Annotated in this window: 22 protein-coding genes; all 22 read right to left on the bottom strand. The window is 57.9% G+C overall.

Annotated elements, in window-relative coordinates; all coding sequences use genetic code 11:
• Positions 1-2: 2 nt before the first annotated feature.
• The gene (locus FX155_RS02975) at positions 3-1,661 is read right to left on the bottom strand and encodes a nucleoside kinase (protein WP_022487026.1); all 1,659 of its coding nucleotides are present in this window, start codon (positions 1,659-1,661) and stop codon (positions 3-5) included.
• Between the two features lie 79 nt (positions 1,662-1,740).
• The gene (locus tag FX155_RS02970) at positions 1,741-2,997 is read right to left on the bottom strand and encodes a pyridoxal phosphate-dependent aminotransferase (RefSeq protein ID WP_022487027.1); all 1,257 of its coding nucleotides are present in this window, start codon (positions 2,995-2,997) and stop codon (positions 1,741-1,743) included.
• Between the two features lie 91 nt (positions 2,998-3,088).
• Entirely contained in the window at positions 3,089-3,652 is a 564-nt protein-coding gene (locus tag FX155_RS02965) for a hypothetical protein (RefSeq protein ID WP_022487028.1), read from the bottom strand.
• Positions 3,645-5,963: a prepilin peptidase gene (locus FX155_RS02960; protein WP_154487745.1), complete on the bottom strand. Its 2,319-nt coding sequence runs from the start codon at positions 5,961-5,963 to the stop codon at positions 3,645-3,647. The genes FX155_RS02965 and FX155_RS02960 overlap by 8 nt, the downstream gene beginning before the upstream one ends.
• A 12-nt stretch (positions 5,964-5,975) precedes the next feature.
• Complete coding sequence (locus FX155_RS02955; RefSeq protein WP_022487030.1) at positions 5,976-7,499, bottom strand: YifB family Mg chelatase-like AAA ATPase; 1,524 nt, start codon at positions 7,497-7,499, stop codon at positions 5,976-5,978.
• A 137-nt stretch (positions 7,500-7,636) separates the two neighbouring features.
• The gene (locus FX155_RS02950) at positions 7,637-7,993 is read right to left on the bottom strand and encodes a YraN family protein (RefSeq protein ID WP_022487031.1); all 357 of its coding nucleotides are present in this window, start codon (positions 7,991-7,993) and stop codon (positions 7,637-7,639) included.
• Positions 7,994-8,084: 91 nt separating this feature from the next.
• Complete coding sequence (locus FX155_RS02945; protein WP_022487032.1) at positions 8,085-8,897, bottom strand: ribonuclease HII; 813 nt, start codon at positions 8,895-8,897, stop codon at positions 8,085-8,087.
• A 1-nt stretch (position 8,898) separates the two neighbouring features.
• Positions 8,899-9,786, bottom strand: coding sequence for a ribosome biogenesis GTPase YlqF (gene ylqF / locus FX155_RS02940; protein WP_022487033.1), 888 nt, complete (start codon positions 9,784-9,786; stop codon positions 8,899-8,901).
• Positions 9,787-9,959: 173 nt separating this feature from the next.
• Complete coding sequence (lepB, locus tag FX155_RS02935) at positions 9,960-10,499, bottom strand: signal peptidase I (RefSeq protein WP_022487034.1); 540 nt, start codon at positions 10,497-10,499, stop codon at positions 9,960-9,962.
• A 57-nt stretch (positions 10,500-10,556) separates the two neighbouring features.
• Positions 10,557-10,898 carry a 50S ribosomal protein L19 gene (gene rplS, locus FX155_RS02930; RefSeq protein WP_012937865.1) on the bottom strand — a complete coding sequence of 114 codons (342 nt, stop codon included), beginning with the start codon at positions 10,896-10,898 and terminating at the stop codon, positions 10,557-10,559.
• 120 nt (positions 10,899-11,018) lie between these two features.
• Positions 11,019-11,789: a tRNA (guanosine(37)-N1)-methyltransferase TrmD gene (gene trmD / locus FX155_RS02925; protein WP_022487035.1), complete on the bottom strand. Its 771-nt coding sequence runs from the start codon at positions 11,787-11,789 to the stop codon at positions 11,019-11,021.
• A gap of 1 nt (position 11,790) precedes the next feature.
• Positions 11,791-12,285, bottom strand: coding sequence for a ribosome maturation factor RimM (gene rimM, locus FX155_RS02920; RefSeq protein ID WP_022487036.1), 495 nt, complete (start codon positions 12,283-12,285; stop codon positions 11,791-11,793).
• A gap of 4 nt (positions 12,286-12,289) precedes the next feature.
• Entirely contained in the window at positions 12,290-12,697 is a 408-nt protein-coding gene (locus FX155_RS02915; RefSeq protein WP_022487037.1) for a YlqD family protein, read from the bottom strand.
• A gap of 11 nt (positions 12,698-12,708) precedes the next feature.
• Positions 12,709-12,936: a KH domain-containing protein gene (locus FX155_RS02910; protein ID WP_154487744.1), complete on the bottom strand. Its 228-nt coding sequence runs from the start codon at positions 12,934-12,936 to the stop codon at positions 12,709-12,711.
• A gap of 11 nt (positions 12,937-12,947) precedes the next feature.
• The gene (gene rpsP / locus FX155_RS02905; RefSeq protein ID WP_012937860.1) at positions 12,948-13,220 is read right to left on the bottom strand and encodes a 30S ribosomal protein S16; all 273 of its coding nucleotides are present in this window, start codon (positions 13,218-13,220) and stop codon (positions 12,948-12,950) included.
• Positions 13,221-13,247: 27 nt separating this feature from the next.
• Positions 13,248-14,594 (bottom strand): signal recognition particle protein, encoded by a 1,347-nt coding sequence (gene ffh / locus FX155_RS02900; RefSeq protein ID WP_022487038.1) that lies wholly within the window; start codon positions 14,592-14,594, stop codon positions 13,248-13,250.
• A gap of 2 nt (positions 14,595-14,596) precedes the next feature.
• On the bottom strand, positions 14,597-14,962 hold the full coding sequence (gene ylxM, locus FX155_RS02895; RefSeq protein ID WP_022487039.1) for a YlxM family DNA-binding protein: 366 nt from the start codon (positions 14,960-14,962) through the stop codon (positions 14,597-14,599).
• Positions 14,963-15,039: 77 nt separating this feature from the next.
• The gene (locus tag FX155_RS02890; protein WP_022487040.1) at positions 15,040-15,444 is read right to left on the bottom strand and encodes a hypothetical protein; all 405 of its coding nucleotides are present in this window, start codon (positions 15,442-15,444) and stop codon (positions 15,040-15,042) included.
• Positions 15,445-15,456: 12 nt separating this feature from the next.
• Entirely contained in the window at positions 15,457-16,089 is a 633-nt protein-coding gene (gene thiE, locus FX155_RS02885; protein ID WP_022487041.1) for a thiamine phosphate synthase, read from the bottom strand.
• 6 nt (positions 16,090-16,095) lie between these two features.
• Positions 16,096-16,911, bottom strand: a complete 816-nt coding sequence (thiD, locus tag FX155_RS02880) for a bifunctional hydroxymethylpyrimidine kinase/phosphomethylpyrimidine kinase (RefSeq protein WP_154487743.1) — start codon at positions 16,909-16,911, stop codon at positions 16,096-16,098.
• A 57-nt stretch (positions 16,912-16,968) separates the two neighbouring features.
• Positions 16,969-18,957 (bottom strand): transketolase, encoded by a 1,989-nt coding sequence (gene tkt, locus FX155_RS02875; RefSeq protein ID WP_154487742.1) that lies wholly within the window; start codon positions 18,955-18,957, stop codon positions 16,969-16,971.
• Between the two features lie 145 nt (positions 18,958-19,102).
• A complete protein-coding gene (locus tag FX155_RS02870; RefSeq protein ID WP_154487741.1) occupies positions 19,103-19,960 on the bottom strand; it encodes a DMT family transporter in 858 nt (285 codons plus the stop codon).
• Positions 19,961-19,980 lie beyond the last annotated feature (20 nt).

Here is a 19,980-nt window from a genome sequence, read left to right as displayed (position 1 = left end):
CCTTACAGTAAATCTCCAAAAATCGAATGGCCAATGAATTCCCGGATAATGGAGTTGTTGGGAATGGCCTTGTCGTCTATGGATTCTACGATCTGCAGCATATCCAGGAAATTGCGGGCAACCGGATATTCTGCTGCATCCCGGGGAATCTGTTCCAGCAGGGGGCAGGCATATTTTTTGAATACGGCCAGCTCATAAATGAGGGTGGTATTGAACATAATGTCCGCTTCTTCGCTGAAGGGAAAAATGTTCCGTTCTTCTCCCTGACGCACCTTGTGCCAGTTCTGGATGGTCTGGCGGGCATCATGGGAGCGGAACTGGGAATCCCGGACCATCCGGCGGAGCAGCCGCATATCGGTGGTGGGAATCCGGTTGTAATCATCAAAAGAAAGAGGCGTCAGGGCGCTGATGTAGATCTTCAGCTTGTTCCTGCGCCGGACCCGGGCGGAAAGCTTCTCGTTCATCCCATGGATGCCTTCCACTACCAGGACTCCGTCATCCCCCAGATACACCTTCTGGCCCCGATATTCCCGGTGGCCGGTCTTGAAATTGAAGTAAGGGATTTCCACGGTTTCGTCCCGGAGCAGCCGTTCCATATGCTCATTGAACAATTCTGTATCCAGGGCTTCAATGGATTCAAAATCGTAGCTGCCATCCGGCAGACGAGGGGTCTGCTCCCGCTCCTTGAAATAATTGTCCAGGGAAATGGGAATGGGCCGCAGGCCGTTCACCCGCATCTGCACTGCCAGCCGCTGGGAAAAGGTGGTCTTCCCGGAGGAAGAGGGGCCGGCGATCAGCACCAGCCGTACATTCCGTCCATCCGCGTCGATTTCATCAGCGATCCGGGCAATGGATTTTTCATGGTAGGCTTCGCACATCTGGATGATGCCCCGGCTGTTCCCTTCCCGGATGTACTGGTTCAGGGCTGCCACCGTAGGACAGTGCATCACCTGGCCCATTTTTTCCGACTGGGCATAGACTGCCGCCAGCTTTTTCCGTTCCACATAGGGTTCCAGACGGTCCAGCTGGTCCTGGCGGCCGTACCGGAGCAGGATCCCGGACCCCATCCACACCAGTTCAAAGGCCTTCAGGCAGCCCAGATTGGGCAGCAGGGGCATCACCGAATAGGCAAACCGGTCCCCCACCCCGTAAAGGTTGATCCGGTAATCCTCCGGCAGGGCATCCAGCAAAGGAGCCTCATCCTGGAAGAACTGGGGCTTCACATAGGACCGGGCTTCATCCCGGCTCAGCTGCCGGATCTGGACCGGTTCCTGATCCCGGATCATCTCTTCCATGCAGTGGGTCACATCTTCCAGATCATATTTGCTCAGGAAGATCTTGTTCTTGACCGAACAGAAAAGGCCATGACCAAAGGTGTTTTCCACTTCCAGCTGGATTTCCGGCCGTCTCCGGTTCATGGCGGCAATCAGGGCAAACTGGAAGGTGGCAATGTAGGACCGGTATCCCTGCTCACTGTCCAGGGGATAGAAGGTCACATGATCCCCGTCCTGAGGACACAGCTGCAGCGGCTGGGGCTGGCCGTTCACCACCCCCAGCGCCACGGGACTGCTGTAGAGCTGTTTGTAGGATTGGGCGATGACTCCGAGAGGCGTCCCGTCCTGAAATGCTTTTGGTTTTCCGTCTGGTCCTGTAATCTGCATCTGTTCCGCTCCCCTTTTCTGTTTTCTGGATCTGTCAGCCCGCAGGCTGCCTGTGCTGCTTTCCGGCTCCTTTTGTTTTTTAGTCTTCTCCCACTTCGTCCATGGCTGCTTTGATTTTGGCTGCCATGCCGTAGACTTTATGCTTGGGCACTCCGCATACGGCTACCCGGACCCCGGCTGCCAGAGGCACGCAGAAAATATTGTCTTCATGGAGCCGGTCGCAGACCGCTTCCGGATCCTTGGCGGGAATGGACAGGAAGAAACCGGAAATGTAGGGCAGCATCTTCAGGCCGCACTTTTTGGCTTCATCCGTAAAGATGTCTCCCCGTTCCTGGATCATGCTGTAGTAATGGGCCCGTTCCTTCTGGATGGTTTCCAGCAGTTCCGGATCACTGTAGATGGTGTCCAGGGTATCCATGGCACCCCGGTTGCAGTTGGACCAGCAGGCCCGGCTGGTGTATTTGTTGGCGTTGATGAATTCCAGGATCTGTTTTTCATCACTGGTGACCCCGATAAGAGCTCCGCAGCGCTGGCCGTACATGGTGAAACTCTTGGACAGGCTGTAGGCGATCAGGCCAAAGATGTTTTTGGGCAGGTTGGACAGCTTCCGGAAGATTTTCCGGACTTCTTCCCGTTCCCCGGCATAGTCGATGTAAGCCACATCCAGGCACAGAGCGGCGGTTTTGTCGGTACCGGCAATGGCGGCTTCCAGCATCTTCACCACATTTTCAATGTCTTCCGGAGTCAGGCTGAACCCGGTGGGATTGTGGGCCGGAGTATTGATAATCAGCAGGATCCGGTCCTGTTGGGCCAGGATTTCCCGGACTTTGGCTTCACAGCCGGCCAGGTTGAACTTGTGTTCCGGGGTGGTCATGGGATAAGTGGCCAGGTGACGGTCCATATCCTCGCAGATCTGGTTGTAGGCTCCCCAGTACCAGGCAGAGGTCAGAACGGTATCTCCGGCTTCCGCATAATTCCAGACAGCATGATGGATGGCCCCGGTGCCTCCGGCGGTGGCAATGGCTGCCGTAAACCCTTCCGGACGGGACTGGCTGAAGCAGGCGTTCTGAACCAGTTCCAGATATTCCGGCAGGCCCATGATGGGGGCATATTTAAAATATTCCGCGTCTTTCAGGCTCCGGTATACTTTGCTGACTGTGGGCAGCACCACAAAGTTTTCATCATTGTCCAGGATGCAGCCGATGGTGGCATTGATCACCGCATCTGCGCCGATTTCGCTGATCCGTTTCTGGGCCGCTTCGCTGGCTCCAAAAATACGGTCCTTGGACGGCTTGGTCTTCTTCTGGGCATGTGGTGCAACACAGCTGTTCATCATAATAATAGGTCCTCCCCTCAGTAAAAAGCGAACGTTTTTAAAACGAGAATAATCGTTGTACATTCTATTATCTCATTATTAACGAAATCGGTCAATAAGAAGTGTGTATTTCTCCCGATTTGGAACTTTTCACAGGGCCTGTTATGAATTTTCCGTGAAACAGCACTTTTTCCCCTTTTTCCCGGGCCTCCAGCCGCCCCTCCCGGGTCCACACCCCGGGATACCGGGCTTCCCACCAGCGGAAAAAAGTCACCAGCCGGGGATAGGAGCCTTCCAGTTCCGCTTCCAGGCCAGCCGGATCCTTTTTTCCTTTCGGAGTCAGGGGAGCCAGTCGGATCACCTGGAGCCCGTTCCGGGCAGCGGCAGCTTCCAGGGCCCCCAGCCAGGCTTCCGGAGGCAGGGAGGGATTCTCCCGTTTTCCCTGTTCCAGCAGACTTTTTTCCCGGGCCTCCTGTTCCGGATCCCACCGGGCTGCAAAAAGGGCCAGCTGCTCCAGTTTCTCCTTCCGGACCTCATTCTGTCTTTTCACAGTCAGCAGTTCCCGGCCCAGAGGGAGCACCAGCCAGGTCCACAGGCACAGTACGCCCAGGCCTAGCAGGGCTCCCTGGAACGGATCCTCCCGGAGCCGGGAAACCAGCGGTTTCTTTTCATCCATGAGTTTCCTCCTCTTTCAGACGGATCTGGAGGGCAAAACCGGTCAGATCTGATTCCCTTTCTTCCTGTTCCAGCCGGTCCAGTTTCACCTGGATCACTTCCGGCCGCTGCTGGAGGCGTTTTACCAGCTGGAGAGCCCCATTCCTTTTCAGGCTCCGGCCTTCCAGATGCAGGACCTTTCCCTCCTTCTGCTGTTCCACCCGGGTAAGCCAGCAGTCTGACGGCACCTGGTTCCCCAGGAGAGTCAGGAAATCCCCCCAGTTCACCTGCTGCCGGATCCGCTGCTTTTTTTCTTTCTGCTGCCGGGCCAGCTGTTTCCGCCGCTGCTGCTGTGCCTGCCAGAAGGTTTCCCAGCCGGAGACCTGCTGCAGCTGTAAGATGCACCGTTCCTGTTCCTTCCGGGCCAGGAAAAGGCATCCGGCCAGCCATAGACAAAGGATCAGGGAAACCGCCGCCAGTTTCTTTCCCAGGGCCGACCAGGAGATCCGGGACAGCCTTCCCGTTCCCTGCCGGAACAGGGAAAAGCAGAAACCACTCTCCCGTCCGGCCCCCAGGATCCCTCCCAAAACACCCCACAGGCCAGCTGTAAGAACCGCCTGCTTTTTCTCTTCATAATAGGGAGCCCATTGGAAGCGGGGTTCCAGTTCCAGGACCTGAGCAGGGCATTCCCACTGCTGCCGGAAGAATTCCAGCCAGGCAGCCTGTTCCTGTTCCGTACCGCCGGCCAGATACAGACCGGACGGCCCGTCCTGGAACCGGTCCCGGACCCCGGGAGACAGATGTTCCCACAGGGTTTCCACCGCCTCGTCCCGCTGGTCCCGGAAAGGTTCTCCCCGACCGGATCCCGGCAGGTTCCGACAGGCCAGGAGACGGCCCCGGGCATACCAGGCCCCCTGGAGGCCTTCTTCTCCCAGGATCAGGAGAAATCCCGCCTCCTCTTTTTCCAGCCACCATCCCCAGGCCGCCGGAGCCCCTTCCACCTGCAGGATTTCCCAATCCAGCTGCCGGCTGATGACCCCTACGGTATCCAGCAGGGCCAGGGGCACGGCTCCCGCCAGGATTTCTTCCTTCCGGTCCGGACAGGGTTCCGTCCCCAGGGCAAAAGAACCCGGGGGATAGGGGATCTGCTGTAGGATCTCCCAGGATGCCGCCTGGATCTGTTCCTTCCGGGACAGACCGGGCAGGGACAGATTCCGGAATTCCAACAGATCCGGCCCCAGGAGCCACAGGATAGATTGGGCTGTAACCCCCCGTTTGGCACAGACTTCCTGGAGCCACAGGGCCGGTTCCTCCCCCTGCTGCCGGTACAGGGCCAGCCGGATCCGTTCCGGCCAGGCCAGTTCCTGGTACCGTTCCACTTCCCAGGCTTTCTTCTTTTTCCGGACCTGAACCAGAGTCACCCGGTCTCCGCTGATTTGAACACCCAGCAGCTGCCGGGGCCAGGGAGACAGCCGGCGCCGGAGCCACCCTGCAGCCTGGCCCAGCCGGGCTTTTCCTTCTTCCAGCCCCGGTCCTGCAAGCCCAAGGACACACAGCAGCATCCTGTCCGGTTCCATCAGCCCAAAGACAGAACGGAACCGGAGCAGCAGTCCGGCCAGGACGAAATAGGGAGCCAGGGGCACCTGTACTGGTGCCTTGTCCCATCCGTTGTTTTCCGGATTAAAGGCAAACAGACAGACGGAAACAAAAGCAAGGCCGGCAGCCAGGAAAAGGCCCTGGAGCCCTGTCCAGGGTCCCAGCCACAGACCCATCACCGCTGCCAGTTTGGGATCCCCGGCTCCCATGCCCTGGGGATACCGCCAGTGGATCAGCTGGAGCAGTCCCCCCAGCAGTCCGGCCCCTGTCAGAGGAGACAAAAAATCTCCGTCCGTCAGTCCGTGGAGAAGCAGGAACAACAGTCCCAGGGGAAGGAAAAAAACTTCGTACAGCTGCATTTCGTCCCTGTCCGTCCAAGCCATAAGGAGCAGTAGGCTCACACAAGCCAGCCTCAGAGCCAGTACCGCCGGAGGCCCGGGCATCCGGGAAAGGAGCAGGAACAGGGCTCCGGCTTCCGCTTCCCGCCAGAACAGGGATACGGTCAGTTCTTTGCCGCAGTGCCGGCATTTTCCCTTCTGGCGCAGATAACTGACCAGAGGGATCAGTTCTCCCGGCCCCAGGATATGGCCGCAGCTGTCACAATGGGACCGGCCCCAGATAATGGATTCTTCCCGCCGGAGCCGGTTGGCGCACAGATTCAGGAAGCTGCCCAGACAGGAGCCCAGGGCGAACCAGAAAAAGGAAATGAGCAAAGACAGCCATGGAAGGGAAATCATGGTTCCGCCCTCCTATCCCTGGATGCTGGTCCGCAGCTGGATGGCTTCGCCCAGATGGAACGCCGTGATGTCCTCACTGCCGGCCAGATCCGCAATGGTCCGGGCCACTTTGATGATCCGGTCATGGCTCCGGGCACTGAGGCCCAGGCTGACGAAATATTTTTCCAGCAGGGCTTCCGCCTGAGGTGTCAGAGGACAGAAGGCCTTGACCTCCCGCCGGCCCATACTGGCGTTGCAGAACAGGTGGGTGCCTTTCAGCCGTTCCCGCTGGACCTGACGGGCTGCCACCACCCGTTCCCGGATGGCCGCGGAGCTTTCCCCCTTCTTTCTGCTTTTCATTTCCTGGTACTGGAGCCGGGGCACGTGGATCTGGATGTCGATCCGGTCCAGGAGGGGCCCGGAAATCTTCTTCTGATACCGGGCGATGTCCCCGGGCCGGCAGGTGCACTGGTGAAGGTTGTCCTCTTCTCCCCAGAACCCGCAGGGACAGGGATTCTGGGCCGCCACCAGGATGAACCGGGCGGGATAGGTGAGAGAGGCCTGGACCCGGCTGATGGTGACCATCCCGTCTTCCAGGGGCTGCCGGAGCACTTCCAGGGCGCTCCGGGAAAATTCCGGCAGCTCGTCCAGAAACAGGACTCCGTGATGGCTGAGGGTCACCTCTCCGGGATGGGGGATGCTGCCCCCTCCGATGAGTGCCGACTGGGAAACCGTGTGGTGGGGGCTCCGGAAAGGCCGTTCCACCATAATGCCGTGGTGGCCTTTCAAAAGGCCGGAGATGCTGTAGATCTTGGTCACTTCCAGGGCTTCTTCCTCGGTCATGGGCGGCAGGATGGAAGGCAGCCGCCGGGCCAGCATGGTCTTCCCGGCTCCGGGAGCCCCCACCATCAGCACATTGTGGCCTCCCGCCGCAGCGATTTCCAGGGCCCGCTTGGCCACTTTCTGGCCCTGGACGTCTGCAAAGTCCACGGTATCCTCCAGGGGTTTCTCCAGTTCCAGCACCTTTTTGGCCAGAGGCTCCAGAGGCTGCTTTTCCTGGAAATGGTCCACGATCTGCCCCAGGTTGTCCGCTGTATAGACCTGGATACCATCCACCAGTTCCCCTTCGGTGGCGTTGCCGGAAGGGATGAAAATGGCCGGCAGCCCTTCGTCCCGGGCCCGGAGGATCATGGGCAGGATCCCGTTCACCGGGCGCAGGGATCCATCCAAGGCCAGCTCTCCGGCAAACACGGGCATGGGGTCCGGCAGTTTCACATACTTCTTGGCAGCCAGCACCCCCAGGGCAATGGGCAGATCCAGTCCGGCCCCATCCTTTTTCAGGTCCGCCGGAGCCAGGTTCACGGTTATGTGGGTGTCCGGGAACCGGAAGCCGGAATTCTTCACCGCAGCCTTCACCCGCTCCCGGGCCTCCTTCACTGCCGTATCCGGCAGCCCCACCATTTCAAAGGCAGGCATGCCGTTGGTCACATCCACCTCCACTGTAACCATTTCTCCGTTGATCCCGCGGGTGGTTTCCCCCCAGGTCCGTGCGTACATGGAATCAGCTCCTTTGTCGTGTATCGTGAGTCGTTCATCGTGTGTCGTTTGCCGTGATTGGAGAAACCACCGATTTCTTCATCCAAAGCCACCCACGCTGGCATCCATCGGCAGTTGACCATTGACAGATTTTATACTTAAAAGCAATTCTTCAAATGATTCAGAGAAATTTTCCCATACAGATCCAGGATCTCGATAATATCGAACCGGCTCCTGTACCGGATCACCGGATTCTCCCGCAGGTAGCACCAGGCGGTTTTCCGGAGGCGGATCTGTTTGTCCCGGGTCACGGCGGCGGCAGGGCGGCCGAATTTCAGACTGTGCCGGGTCTTTACTTCCACAAAGGCCAGCACTCCCCAGTGCCGGGCAATGATGTCGATTTCTCCCCAACTGCTCCGGTAGTTCCGGTCCAGGATCTCATATCCCTGTTTTTCCAGATAGCGGACGGCCGCCTCCTCCCCCCAGTTCCCGAACCGGCGGCGTTGGTGGACCATACTGATTCCCTCCTTTTTTGTTCAATGTCAGCTTTGCTGACTTCCTTAAGCCGTTGACAGCTGACCGGGCTGTTGCCCTGGCAACAGCCCCCTATTTCAACTTCAGCAGTTTGTTTTCACTGACGGCGGGTTCTTTCAGATCCATGGACTTCAGAGGTTCGAAGCTTCTCCGGTGCCAGGGGCTGGGGCCGCAGTCCAGGATGGCCTGGATGTGCCGGGCGGTACCGTATCCCTTGTGTTTGGCAAATCCGTACTGGGGATAGTCCCGGTCCAGGTCTTCCATGATATGGTCCCTTGTGACCTTGGCGATGATGGAAGCGGCCGCCACCGCTGCACTTTTGCTGTCCCCCCGAACCATATCCTCCACAGGGATCCCCGGAATCTCCAGGGGCATGGCATCGGTAATGGCCCCCTGAGGGTGCACCTTCATATGGGTCAGACACAGGGTCATGGCGGTTTTGGCCGCCTGGTAGATGTTCAGCCGATCGATTTCCCTGGGTCCCAGGATGCTGACGGTAACGCTAACCGCCTGTTCCAGGATCTCTCCATACAGGGTTTCCCGCCGGGCAGGAGTGACCTTTTTGGAATCGGTAAGACCGGGCAGCCAGATTCCGTGAGGCAGGATCACTGCCGCCGTCACCAAAGGTCCGGCCAGCGGCCCCCGGCCCGCTTCGTCGCAGCCGGCCACCTGATCCATACCCCGTTCCCAAAATTCCCGTTCCAGATCCTGGAGCCGTTCCAGCCGTTCCCGTTCCAGTTTCCGGGCTGCCTGTTTCCGGTCATAGGCTTCCAGCAGTTTCCGGACACCGGTCCGCCCATCCTTCCGCCAGCGTTCCAGTTCTGCTTCTTCCGGCCCCAGTTTCAGCTGTTCCCGGATTACCTGGATGCTCTCTTTTTTTTCCATGTCAGGCCTCGTCCCGGGGAGCGGCTTCCAGGGAGAAGGATCCCAGTTTCCCGGTCTTGAAGTCACGGAGAATCATCTGGATTGTTTTATTCATATCCAGGACTCCGCCGGCTTTCAGGCAGCCCCGGGCCCGGGCGATTTTTTCCTCCGCCGCTTCCACGGTATCTTCCGGTGTCAGTTCGATCCGGTAACTGGCGGACAATTCCTGGGGATACAGCTTCATCAGCCGTTGGACCAGGATATGGACGGCGGTTTCCTGATCAAAGACCTCTTCCCGGATGGCACCGGTCACCGCCAGGCAGAACCCGGTTTCCGGATTGTCGAATTTGGGCCACAGGACACCGGGGGTATCCAGCAGTTCCAGCCCCTTCCCCAGGATCACCCACTGAGGCCCCCGGGTCACCCCCGGCTTGTTCTGGGCTGCGGCTTTGTTCTTCCCCAGCAGCCGGTTGATCAGGGTGGATTTCCCCACATTGGGGATTCCTACGATCATCACCCGGATGGACCGGTTCCGTACGCCCTTTTTCCGCCATTTTTCCAGGGTGGGTTCTCCGGCTTTCTGGATGGCATTCACCAGGGCCTTGACTCCCTTGCCTTTCTGACAGTCCACCTCCAGGGCCGTAAAGCTGTGCTTCTTAAAATAGGCCAGCCAGTCCCGGGTCCGGTCCGGATCTGCCATGTCCGTCTTGTTCAGCACCACGATTTTCTGCTTGCTGCCGATCAGCTGCTGGAGCATGGGGTTGGCACTGGACCGGGGAATCCTGGCGTCCAGCAGTTCCACCACCACATCCACCAGTTTCAGGTTGGCTTCCATCATCCGTTTGGCCTTGGTCATATGGCCGGGGAACCACTGGATATGGAATTTCTTTCCGCCGATTGTATTTTCCATGGGTACATCCTTTCTTATCCAAACAGGCAACGCCTGTCAATATGCATAGGCCCCATTATACCATGCTTCCCATTCAGAAGCGAATTGTGGAAAAAGCGGGGCATTAACGGGAATTTGGTGCAGTAAAGGGGCTGTGAAAAAATGATCTTTCATTTTTTCACAGCCCCTTTTTTTCAAGGCAGTGCCCGTATCTGTCCCAGGGGCCAGAAGATCAGGCTGGCTTTGCCTTTCACCAGGCTCAGATCCACAAAGCCCACATCCCGGAACCGGCTGTCTTCGGAGTTGTTCCGGTTGTCCCCCATAACAAAGATATGGCCGGCAGGGACGGTGGTCTTGGGCAGGTTGGTGTGGAAGGGTTCCCGGATATAGCTTTCATCCAGGGCTTCCCCGTTCACATAGGTCTTCCCGTCCCGGATCTCGATGGTGTCCCCGCCCACGGCGATGACCCGTTTGATGAAGTCCCGCCGGGTGTCACTGGGATACTTGAACACGATGATTTCTCCCCGTTTGGGCTGGCGGGTGTAATAGACCAGCTTGTTCACCAGCAGCCGTTCCTGGTCCTGGAGGGTGTTCATCATGGAAGGTCCAGAGACCATATAGGGTTCCACCAGGAAGGTACGGATCCCAAAAGCCAGCACCACGGCCACAATGATGGAAATCAGCCAGTCACTGACCGTATCCTGCCAGGAGCCGGATTTCTTTTCTTCGCTCATGCCTTCTCCTTTGCAATAAAAAAGGCAGTTGCCGGAGCAACTGCCTCATTGATCCGATTACCGACGTTCTCTGATACGAGCGGCTTTACCGGTCAGTTTACGCAGATAGTACAGTTTTGCTCTGCGTACCACACCTCTGTGGGATACAACGATTTTTTCCAGACGCGGGGAATGGACAGGGAACATTCTTTCCACACCAACGCCGGAAGCAACGCGGCGAACAGTGAACATTTCCCGGGCACCGGAACCGCTCCGGGCAATGCATACGCCTTCAAACAGCTGAACCCGTTCACGGGTGCCTTCCACAACCTTCACATATACCTTCAGGGTATCGCCAGGACGGAATTCGGGAATGTCGGAACGCAGCTGTTCCTTTTCAATTGCTTCAATAACGTTCATTATTAATTTCCTCCTCAGAATCCAAGACGTTCATGTCTAGCCACGTGCTAACAGCGGACCGCCCGTTAATGCATACGCTGTATTATACCATACAGCCGGCTCCCGGTGCAACCGAAAAAGTCAGGATTCCCTGCTTTTCCCGGCCGTCCGGGACTTCTCTTTTTCTTCTTCTTCCATGGCCAGGAACAGTCTCCCGTCCCCCTTCTGCCACTGCATGGTCCGCAGCAGTTCCGGGCGGTGGAGGAAGGTGGCCCGCAGGCTCTCCTTTCTCCGCCACTGGCCGATTTTACCGTGGTCGCCGGAAAGCAGGACTTCCGGCACGGCTTTGCCCCTGTACTCCACCGGACGGGTGTACTGGGGGTATTCCAGCAGGCTGTCATGGAAGGAATCTTCCTCGGCGCTTACCTGCTTGCCCAGCACCCCGGGAATGAACCGGGCCACTGCATCCATGATGCACAGGGCCGCCAGTTCTCCTCCGGTCAGCACAAAATCCCCGATGGAAAGCCGGAGATCAGCTTCCTCCAGGATCCGTTCGTCAAAGCCTTCATAATGGCCGCAGAGCAGGATCAGATCCTGCCCGCTCCGGGCCAGTTCACACACCCGTTCCTGCCGGAGGGATTCTCCCACCGGGGTCAGGGCCGCCACCAGGGCTCCCGGTGCCAGCTCCCGGGCCCGTTCCAGGGCCGCCAGATAAGTCTGGGGTTTCAGCACCATCCCTGCTCCGCCGCCGCAGGTGGTATCGTCCACGCTCCGGTGCCGGTCGGTGGCATAGTCCCGGGGATCCACACAGTCCACGGACAGGAGCCCTTCCTGAGCCGCCCGGCCCAGGATGCTCCAGCTGCAGGCGCTCCGGATCATCTCCGGGAAAAGAGTGACAAATACGAATTTCATCTCAGATCCACTCCGGCAGCACCACAGTGATCTGCTTCTTTTCCCAGTCGATGTTCCGGATATTGTCCGCAATGGCCGCCACCAGGATATCTTCCCCCTGGGGCGGAGCAATGACGAACACATCGGTGGAACCGGGGCTGATCACATCCTTCAGCATCCCCACCGTTTCCCCTTCCGGAGTCACGGCGGCAAAGCCGATGATGTCCCGGACATAGAACTGGCCTTCCGGCAGAGGAGGCAGTTCTTCCGGCCGCAGGACGATGGTCCGGCCCCGGAGGGTCTCCGCATCGTTCATGGTCTCAATGCCCTCCACCTTCATCAGGTACACATTCTTGTGCTGACGGAGGCTTTGGACCGTGTAGTCCCGGCCGTTGTCCAGGGTGATCTTCTTCATTTTGGCGTACCGCTCCGGATGATCCGTCTGCGGCATAATGCGAAATTCGCCCCGCACGCCATGCGGGGCGACAATTTTGCCAATCACGATATGCTGTTCCATAGGCTTATTCTCTGAAGCCGACGACTTTGCCGTCTTCCACGACGATTTCCGCCCCCATAAGGGCTTCCAGGTCGCTGCCTACAGCGATTTCTACAGAACGTTCCAGTGTACCATGACCGACTTCACTGCCGATTTCCAGGTTTTCAGCCCGTTCCAGCTTGTCTTTCAGTTCCTGGAGAGCATGGCCCCGCTGGGCCTTTTCATACTGGATCTGCTCCTGGAGCCCCCGGACAGCCTCCGGACCGGCAGCGGACTGTTCATTCAGCGCCCGCTTGGCATTGAACTGGAACTGTTCGAAATCCAGTTCTGCCGCCTGGACCTGACGCTTCATATCTGCAATGATCTTGGCTTTCAGGTCTTCAGTGACCTTGGCCTTGATGACTACAGGCACCCGAACGATCATTTTATCCATGGTAACCACCTTTAGTCGATATCAACGATGACTTTCACGTTTTCGCGGGTAGCAGCTGCTTTCATCACCAGACGGATGGCCTTGGCAATGCGGCCTTGTTTGCCGATCACTTTACCCATATCTTCAGGCGCCACGTGGAGTTTCAGGATCACGGAAGATCCGGTCCTTTCTTCCTCCACCTGGACCTCGGAGGGATTATTCACGATAGCCTTAGCAATCACTTCAACTATCTTTTTCATAGTCATCCTCCTTATTTGGCTGCTTTTTCGCCAGCCAGTTTCGCCATCAGACCCTGTTTGCTGAACATGGAACGAACCGTATCAGTCGGCTGTGCGCCCTTTTTCATCCAGGACAGAGCTTTTTCTTCGTCGATGGTAACCACGGCGGGATCAACAGTGGAATCGTAGGTACCTACGGTTTCGATGAAACGGCCGTCACGGGGAGCCCGTTCGTCAGCAACGACGATACGATAGAAGGGGCTCTTTTTGGCACCCATACGTTTCAGACGGATTTTAACTGCCACAACATTCACCTCCTTACCAGATTGGTTTTATTGCATGAAAGGCAGTTTGAATCTGCCTTTCCGTGCATACTTGTTCATACCCTGCATGGTCTTCATGAGCTTCTTGCTCTCTTCGAACTGCTTCAGCAGCCGGTTCACATCCTGGACCCGCTGGCCGCAGCCGGCTGCAATGCGCTTGCGCCGGGACCCGTTGATGATCCGGGGATTCTGCCGCTCCTGAGGCGTCATGGAATAGATGATGGCTTCCAGCCGGCGGACTTCCTTGCCGTCCAGATCCACCCCTTCCAGCTGCTTGGCAAATTTACCCATGCCGGGGATCATGCTGAGAATGGATTCCAGGGACCCCAGTTTCTTGACCTGTTTCATCTGGTCCAGGAACATGTCCAGGGTGAATTCATTCTTCTTCAGGGATTCCGCCATTTTTTTGGCCGAATCCACATCGATGGCTTCCTGAGCCTTTTCGATCAGGGAGAGCACGTCCCCCATGCCCAGGATCCGGGAAGCCATACGGTCAGGATAGAAGGGCTGGAGGGCATCCAGTTTTTCTCCCATCCCTACAAACTTCACCGGACAGTTGGTCACTGCCTTGACGCTGAGTACGGCGCCCCCACGGGCGTCACCGTCCAGCTTGGTCACAATCAGCCCTGTAATGCCCAGGGCTTTGTTGAAGGAATCGGCCACCGTAACGGCGTCCTGGCCGGTCATGGCATCCACCACCAGCAGGATTTCGTCCGGATGGACCGCGGCTTTCATGTCTTTCAGCTCATTCATCAGGGTCTCGTCCACATGGAGACGGCCGGCGGTATCGATGAGCACGGTATCGCACAGGAGGGCATTGGCCCGCTTCAGGGATTCTTTGGCGATTTCCACCGGAGAAACCTGGTCTCCCAGAGAGAACACCGGCATATCCAGCTGTTTGCCGATGACTTCCAGCTGGGTAATGGCGGCAGGACGGTACACGTCCCCGGCCACCATCAGCGGCTTCTTCCCGTTTTTCCGCAGGTAGTTGGCCAGCTTGCCCAGAGTGGTGGTCTTGCCGGCGCCCTGGAGCCCCACCAGCATGATTACCGTAGGCGGATTGGCCGCCTGGTTCAGCTTGCTCTGGGTGCCCCCCAGGAGCTCGATGAGCTCCTCATGGACGATCTTCACAATATATTGGCCTGGAGTGAGATTGGGGTCAACCTGCTGCCCCATGGCCCGCTCCTTGATCTTGGCGGTAAATTCTTTGACGACCTTGAAGTTCACATCCGCTTCCAGCAGGGCCAGCCGGACTTCCCGGAGGGTCTCTTTCAGATCCTGTTCGGAAACCGTCTTCTGTCCCCGGAGCTTCTGGATGGCTGCCGTCAGTTTGTCGGTTAGGATTTCAAAAGCCATAGTTACCTGCTTTCGTCAATGATGCTTTTCAGGATATCTTCCACCTTCCCCAAACGGGGATCGGTGCTGTCACTGATCCGGCAGGCTTCCAGGAGTTTTACCGCTCCCCGGAGCTTGAACTGCCGTTCCTGATCCTGGTGCAGCAGGTGAAGTCTGTTTTCGTACTTTTCCAAGGTCTGTTCCACACGCCGCAGCAGATCATAGACCGCCTGACGGCTGGTCTGGGTATTTTCCGCGATTTCTCCCAATGACAGGTCATCGTAGAAATACTCTTCCATGATTTTCTGCTGTTTCTCCGTGAGCAGCCCGCCGTAGATGGCATAGAGCTGACCGAACCGGATCCTTTTTTCAAAGCCTTCATCCTGCATGAATATCACCGGGTGCTATTGTACTATAAAGAGAAAAACCTGTCAAGGATTTTTCCTTGACAGGCAAGGTTTTTTTCTCAGAAGAGACTCTCCTGGTCCGGTCCCTTCTTTTTGGGGGCTTTCCGTTCCTCACCGGATTTGGCCGGCTGGGGAGTAAACAGGTCCCGGTCCCCGTAAAGGACTTTTTTCTGGACTTCCAGGTCCTCCTTTTCCCACCGGACTGCATGGCGGGTGTATTTTTTCAAAAGAGGGGACTGGGGATGGGTTTCCTTGTTCAGGTTCACCAGATCATAGGCTTCGGTGATCATCCGGCCCAGGACGGAATTCACACCGTTGGGGCTGCTGTCCCGGACCAGGGCCTGGTATTCCTCATAAAGCTCCGGGTCCTGCTGGAGGAACAGGAACACCTGGTCCGTCAGCTGCCGGGTGAACCGGGACAGGAGCTTCTTCCCCAGTTTTTCCGTTTTCAGGTCGCTTGCCATGGCTGCCTCCCGTCACTGCTGCCGGGCCTGGATTAGGGCCTTCATCCGGCTGACAGCAGCGGTGATGTCAGGAGCTCCCAGAATGGCGCTGATCATGGCACAGCCGGCGGCACCCTGGTCCAGTACTTCCTCCATCCGGTCTTCCTGGATGCCTCCGATGCCTGCAACCGGGATCCGGACCGCCTGGACGATTTTTTCCAGCATCCCGGCAGGCAGCAGGGAGGCATCCTTTTTGCTCCCGGTGGGATACAGGGCCCCCACTCCCAGGTAATCGGCCCCCTGGGCCTGGGCTTCCAGGGCTTCCTCCAGATTGTGAGCGGAAATGCCGATGATGGCGTCCGGCCCCAGAGCCGCCCGGGCCTTCTGGATGGCCTCGTCTTCCTGGCCCAGATGGACACCGTCTGCTTCCAGGATTTTGGCCGCTTCCACATTGTCGTCCACCAGGAAGGGCACCTGGTACTTCCGGCACAGGGCCTTTACCTTTTTCCCTTCCGCCACCAGGTCTTCCAGGCCCAGATGCTTTTCCCGGAGCTGGAGCAGGGTCACCCCGGCCCGGAGGGCTTCCTCCACCGCTTCATAAAAATCCCTGCCCTGGAGACAGTTCCGGTCAGTGACCAGGTACAGGCTCAGATCAAATTTTTTCATGATGCATCACTCCCAGCCGGCATGCCGGTACAGATCCACGAAATGGTGGATGGGCCCGTGGCCCTTGCCCACCGCCAGACCGTTCTGGATGCCCAGGGCCACATAGGCCTTGGCCTTTTCCACGGCTTCCGGAAGTGGCTGACCGGCGGCCAGTTCCGCGGCCAGGGCAGAAGACAGGCTGCAGCCGGTGCCATGGGTATTGGGGTTGTCGAACCGCTGGCCCGGGAACCATTTTCCCTTCAGCCAGTCCCCTTCCCCGGGATACAGAAGGTAGTCATCGGCCGTATCCGCCAGATGGCCGCCTTTCAGCAGCACGGCCCTGGCCCCTTTCTGGCAGATCACCGCCGCAGCCTTTTCCATGTCATCCTGGCTGCGGATGGAAAGGCCGGACAATACTTCTCCTTCCTGCATGTTGGGAGTGATCAGGGTGGCCAGAGGCAGCAGTTTTTCCTGAAGGTCCTTCCGGGCCTCTTTTTCCAAGAGATAGCTGCCGGAAGTGGCCACCATCACCGGATCCACCACCAGCACTTTGGGAGCGTACTCCTCCATTTTCCGGGCAATGGCCCGGATCAAAGCGGAATTGGACACCATCCCTACCTTGACCCCGTCCACCCGGATATCCTGGAATACGGCATCGATCTGGGCTTCCACCACTTCCGGGTCGATGTTCTGGATGGCGGTGACCCCGGTGGTGTTCTGGGCAGTCACGGCAGTGATCACGCTCATGCCGTAGCAGCCATGAGCGGCAAAAGTCTTCAGGTCAGCCTGGATGCCGGCTCCGCCGGAAGAATCCGACCCGGCAATGGTCAACAGATGGAACATGTTTTCTCCTTCTTTCTGAAAAAGGCTGCCGCCTGAGCGACAGCCTTTTTCATCCAATCACTTCAGTTTCTTCACCATTTCCACCACATGGTCCACGGTGAAGCCGAATTCTTTGTAGACGGTCTTGCCGGGGGCGGAAGCGCCGAACCGGTCGATGCCCAGGACTCTGTCCTCGCTGCCGGTGTACCGGGCCCAGCCGGTGCGTACTCCGGCTTCCAGGGCGATGGCAGGCACATCCTTGGGCAGGACTTTCTTCTTGTAGGCACTGCTCTGCTGTTCGAACACATCCCAGCTGGGCATGGACACCACATTGACCCCAATGCCTTTTTCTTCCAGGGCTTTCTGGGCATCCAGAGCCAGATGGACTTCACTGCCGGTGGCAATGATCACAGCCTTCACCTTGTCTTTGGCGGAGGGGCTCAGCACATAGGCCCCTTTGGCCGCACCCTTGGCAATGGTCTTTTCATACCCATGGAGCACCGGCAGACCCTGACGGGTGAGCAGCAGGCAGGTGGGCTGCTTCCGGTTTTCGCAGGCGGCTTTCCAGGCCACAGCCGTTTCCAGGGCGTCCGCCGGGCGGAACACGGATACGTTGGGGATCAGCCGCAGGCTCATGGTCTGTTCGATGGGTTCATGGGTGGGCCCGTCTTCCCCTACGAACACGCTGTCATGGGTGTAGACGAACACGCTGCCGATGCCCATGAGAGCCGCCATCCGCACAGCCGGCCGCATGAAGTCGGCGAACACCAGGAAGGTGGCCCCGAAAGGCAGGATACCGCCATGGAGGCACAGACCGTTGACGATGCAGCCCATGGCATGTTCCCGGATGCCGAAGTGGATGTTCCGGCCGGTCCGGTCTTCGGCGGAGAAGAAGCCTTTGCCCTTCATTTCCGTTTTGTTGGAGGGCCCCAGGTCAGCGCTGCCCCCGGTAAGAGCAGGAATCTTGTCAGCCAGCAGCTGGAGTACGGAACCGGAGGCGGCCCGGGTGGCCACACTGTCCGTATCCTTGAAGGCAGCCATCAGGTCTTTCACATCCAGATCCATTTTCCCGTCCAGCCGGTCAGCCAGTTCCTGTGCCAGTTCCGGATAAGCCCGGCCGTAGTCTTCCAGCAGTTTGTTCCAGTCTTCTTCGTTTTTCCGGCACTGGGGCAGTTTGTCCGCAAAATGTTTCTTCACGGCTTCCGGCACCACAAAGGACTGGCTGCCGTCCCAGCCGGCGGCTTCCTTGGTCTTGGCCACGTTTTCCGCCCCCAGGGGTTCCCCGTGGGCACTGGCCATATCCTGCCGGGGGCTGCCGAAGCCGATATGGGTCTTCACGATGATCAGGGACGGTTTCCGGGTTTCCTTCTTGGCGGCTTCAATGGCTTTGGCCAAAGCTTCCACATCTTCAGAAGAAGCCACCCGCAGCACCTGCCAGCCATAGGCTTTGAACCGGGCTCCCACATCTTCCCGGAAGGCAATGTCCGTGCTGCCTTCGATGGTGATCTTGTTGTCATCATAGAGGAAGATCAGTTTTCCCAGACCCAGGGTACCGGCCAGAGAAGCGGCCTCAGAAGCCACCCCTTCCATCTGGTCTCCGTCGGAGGTGATGCCGTAGGTGTAATGGTCCACCACCTTGTAGCCTTCCTTGTTGTACCGGGTGGCCATCATTTCTTCCGCCATGGCCAGTCCCACTGCCATGGCAAAGCCGTGGCCCAGAGGACCGGTGGACACATCCACCCCGGGGGTCACACCGTATTCCGGATGGCCCGGAGTCTTGCTGCCCCACTGACGGAAGTTCTTCAGATCTTCCAGGGACAGATCATAGCCGGCCACATGGAGCATGGCATAGAGCAGGGCGCTGCCGTGGCCCGGGGACAGGACGAAACGGTCCCGGTCGAACCAGTTGGGGTTTTCAGGATTGTATTTCATGAACCGGTCCCAAATGGTGTACATCAGGGGCGCGGTTCCCAGAGGAAGGCCCGGGTGACCGGAATTGGCCGCCTGCACCTCATCGATGGACAAAAAACGCAGGGTGTTGATGCTTTCATTATCAATATTTTGCATGAAAAAAATCCCTCCATAGCGGATGTAAAAAAGTGGTATACACAGTCATTCATTCTGATTATAGGCCATTTGAGGGGGTAACGCAAGGGGTGCTGCTGCAAGGACAGCAGCACTGTCAACGGTCATCTGTCAACCGCCCTTCTTCTCACTGTCTCAGCAGCAGCACGCTCCCCAGCACAATCAGGCTGCCGCCCACCCAGGAATACCCAGTCAGGACTTCGCCCCAGAGCAGAGCTCCCGCCAGGATATGGAACAGGATGCCGGTATACATGAGAAAGTTCACCATAGTAGGATGGATGTGGGTGCACCCCCAGGTGAGACACACCTGCCCCATCAGGGCGGACAGGGCCATTTCCAGGATCCATCCCCATTCGGCCCCTGTCGGCAGGGTCCACCGGTCCATACCCATGAGCACCAGTCCTCCCAGAGTGCTGTACAGTTGGAAATACAGCACCAGTTCCGTCTGGGTGTGGCCTCCCCGCTCCGTCATCTTCCCGATGCACACGTAAGCGCTGGCTGCAAAGAAGGCGGACAGGATTCCAAACAGGGCATAAAGGTTGAACGAGTGGAAATTCCACACCTGAAGGACGATGGCCGCTCCCAAGGCGATCACCCCCAGCCAGGGCACCGACCGCTTCTGGAGACTGCCCCGGAGGAAAATCGGGGACAGGAGACACATGAAAAAGGCAGAGAGCTGAGTGAGGATTTCCGCGTCCCCCAGTTTCAATCCATTGAGGCAGTAAAAAAAGAACAGCAGGCAGGCACATCCGAACAGGCCCCGGAGATGGAGCAGCCCCCGGTCCTTCCCGGAAAACACCGGCAGGGTTTCCATCCGGGCCATAAAGGGCAGGAACAGCATCCCCACCAGTCCCCGGAAGAAGGTGATTTCCCCGGTGCCCAGGTGGAGCAGTTTCTTGGCTCCCACATCCATGGTGGTAAAGAACACCGCCGCCAGGATGGAAGCCAAGATGCCCTTTTTTTCAGTAGTCAGTGTCACATCCATTCCTCCTTGTACAATCGATC

The organism is Acidaminococcus fermentans (assembly GCF_009696675.1).
In the GTDB taxonomy this organism is placed as follows: Bacteria; Bacillota; Negativicutes; order Acidaminococcales; family Acidaminococcaceae; genus Acidaminococcus.
Note: the sequence above shows the minus strand (reverse complement) of the source record. Positions and strands in the feature narration are given on the sequence as shown.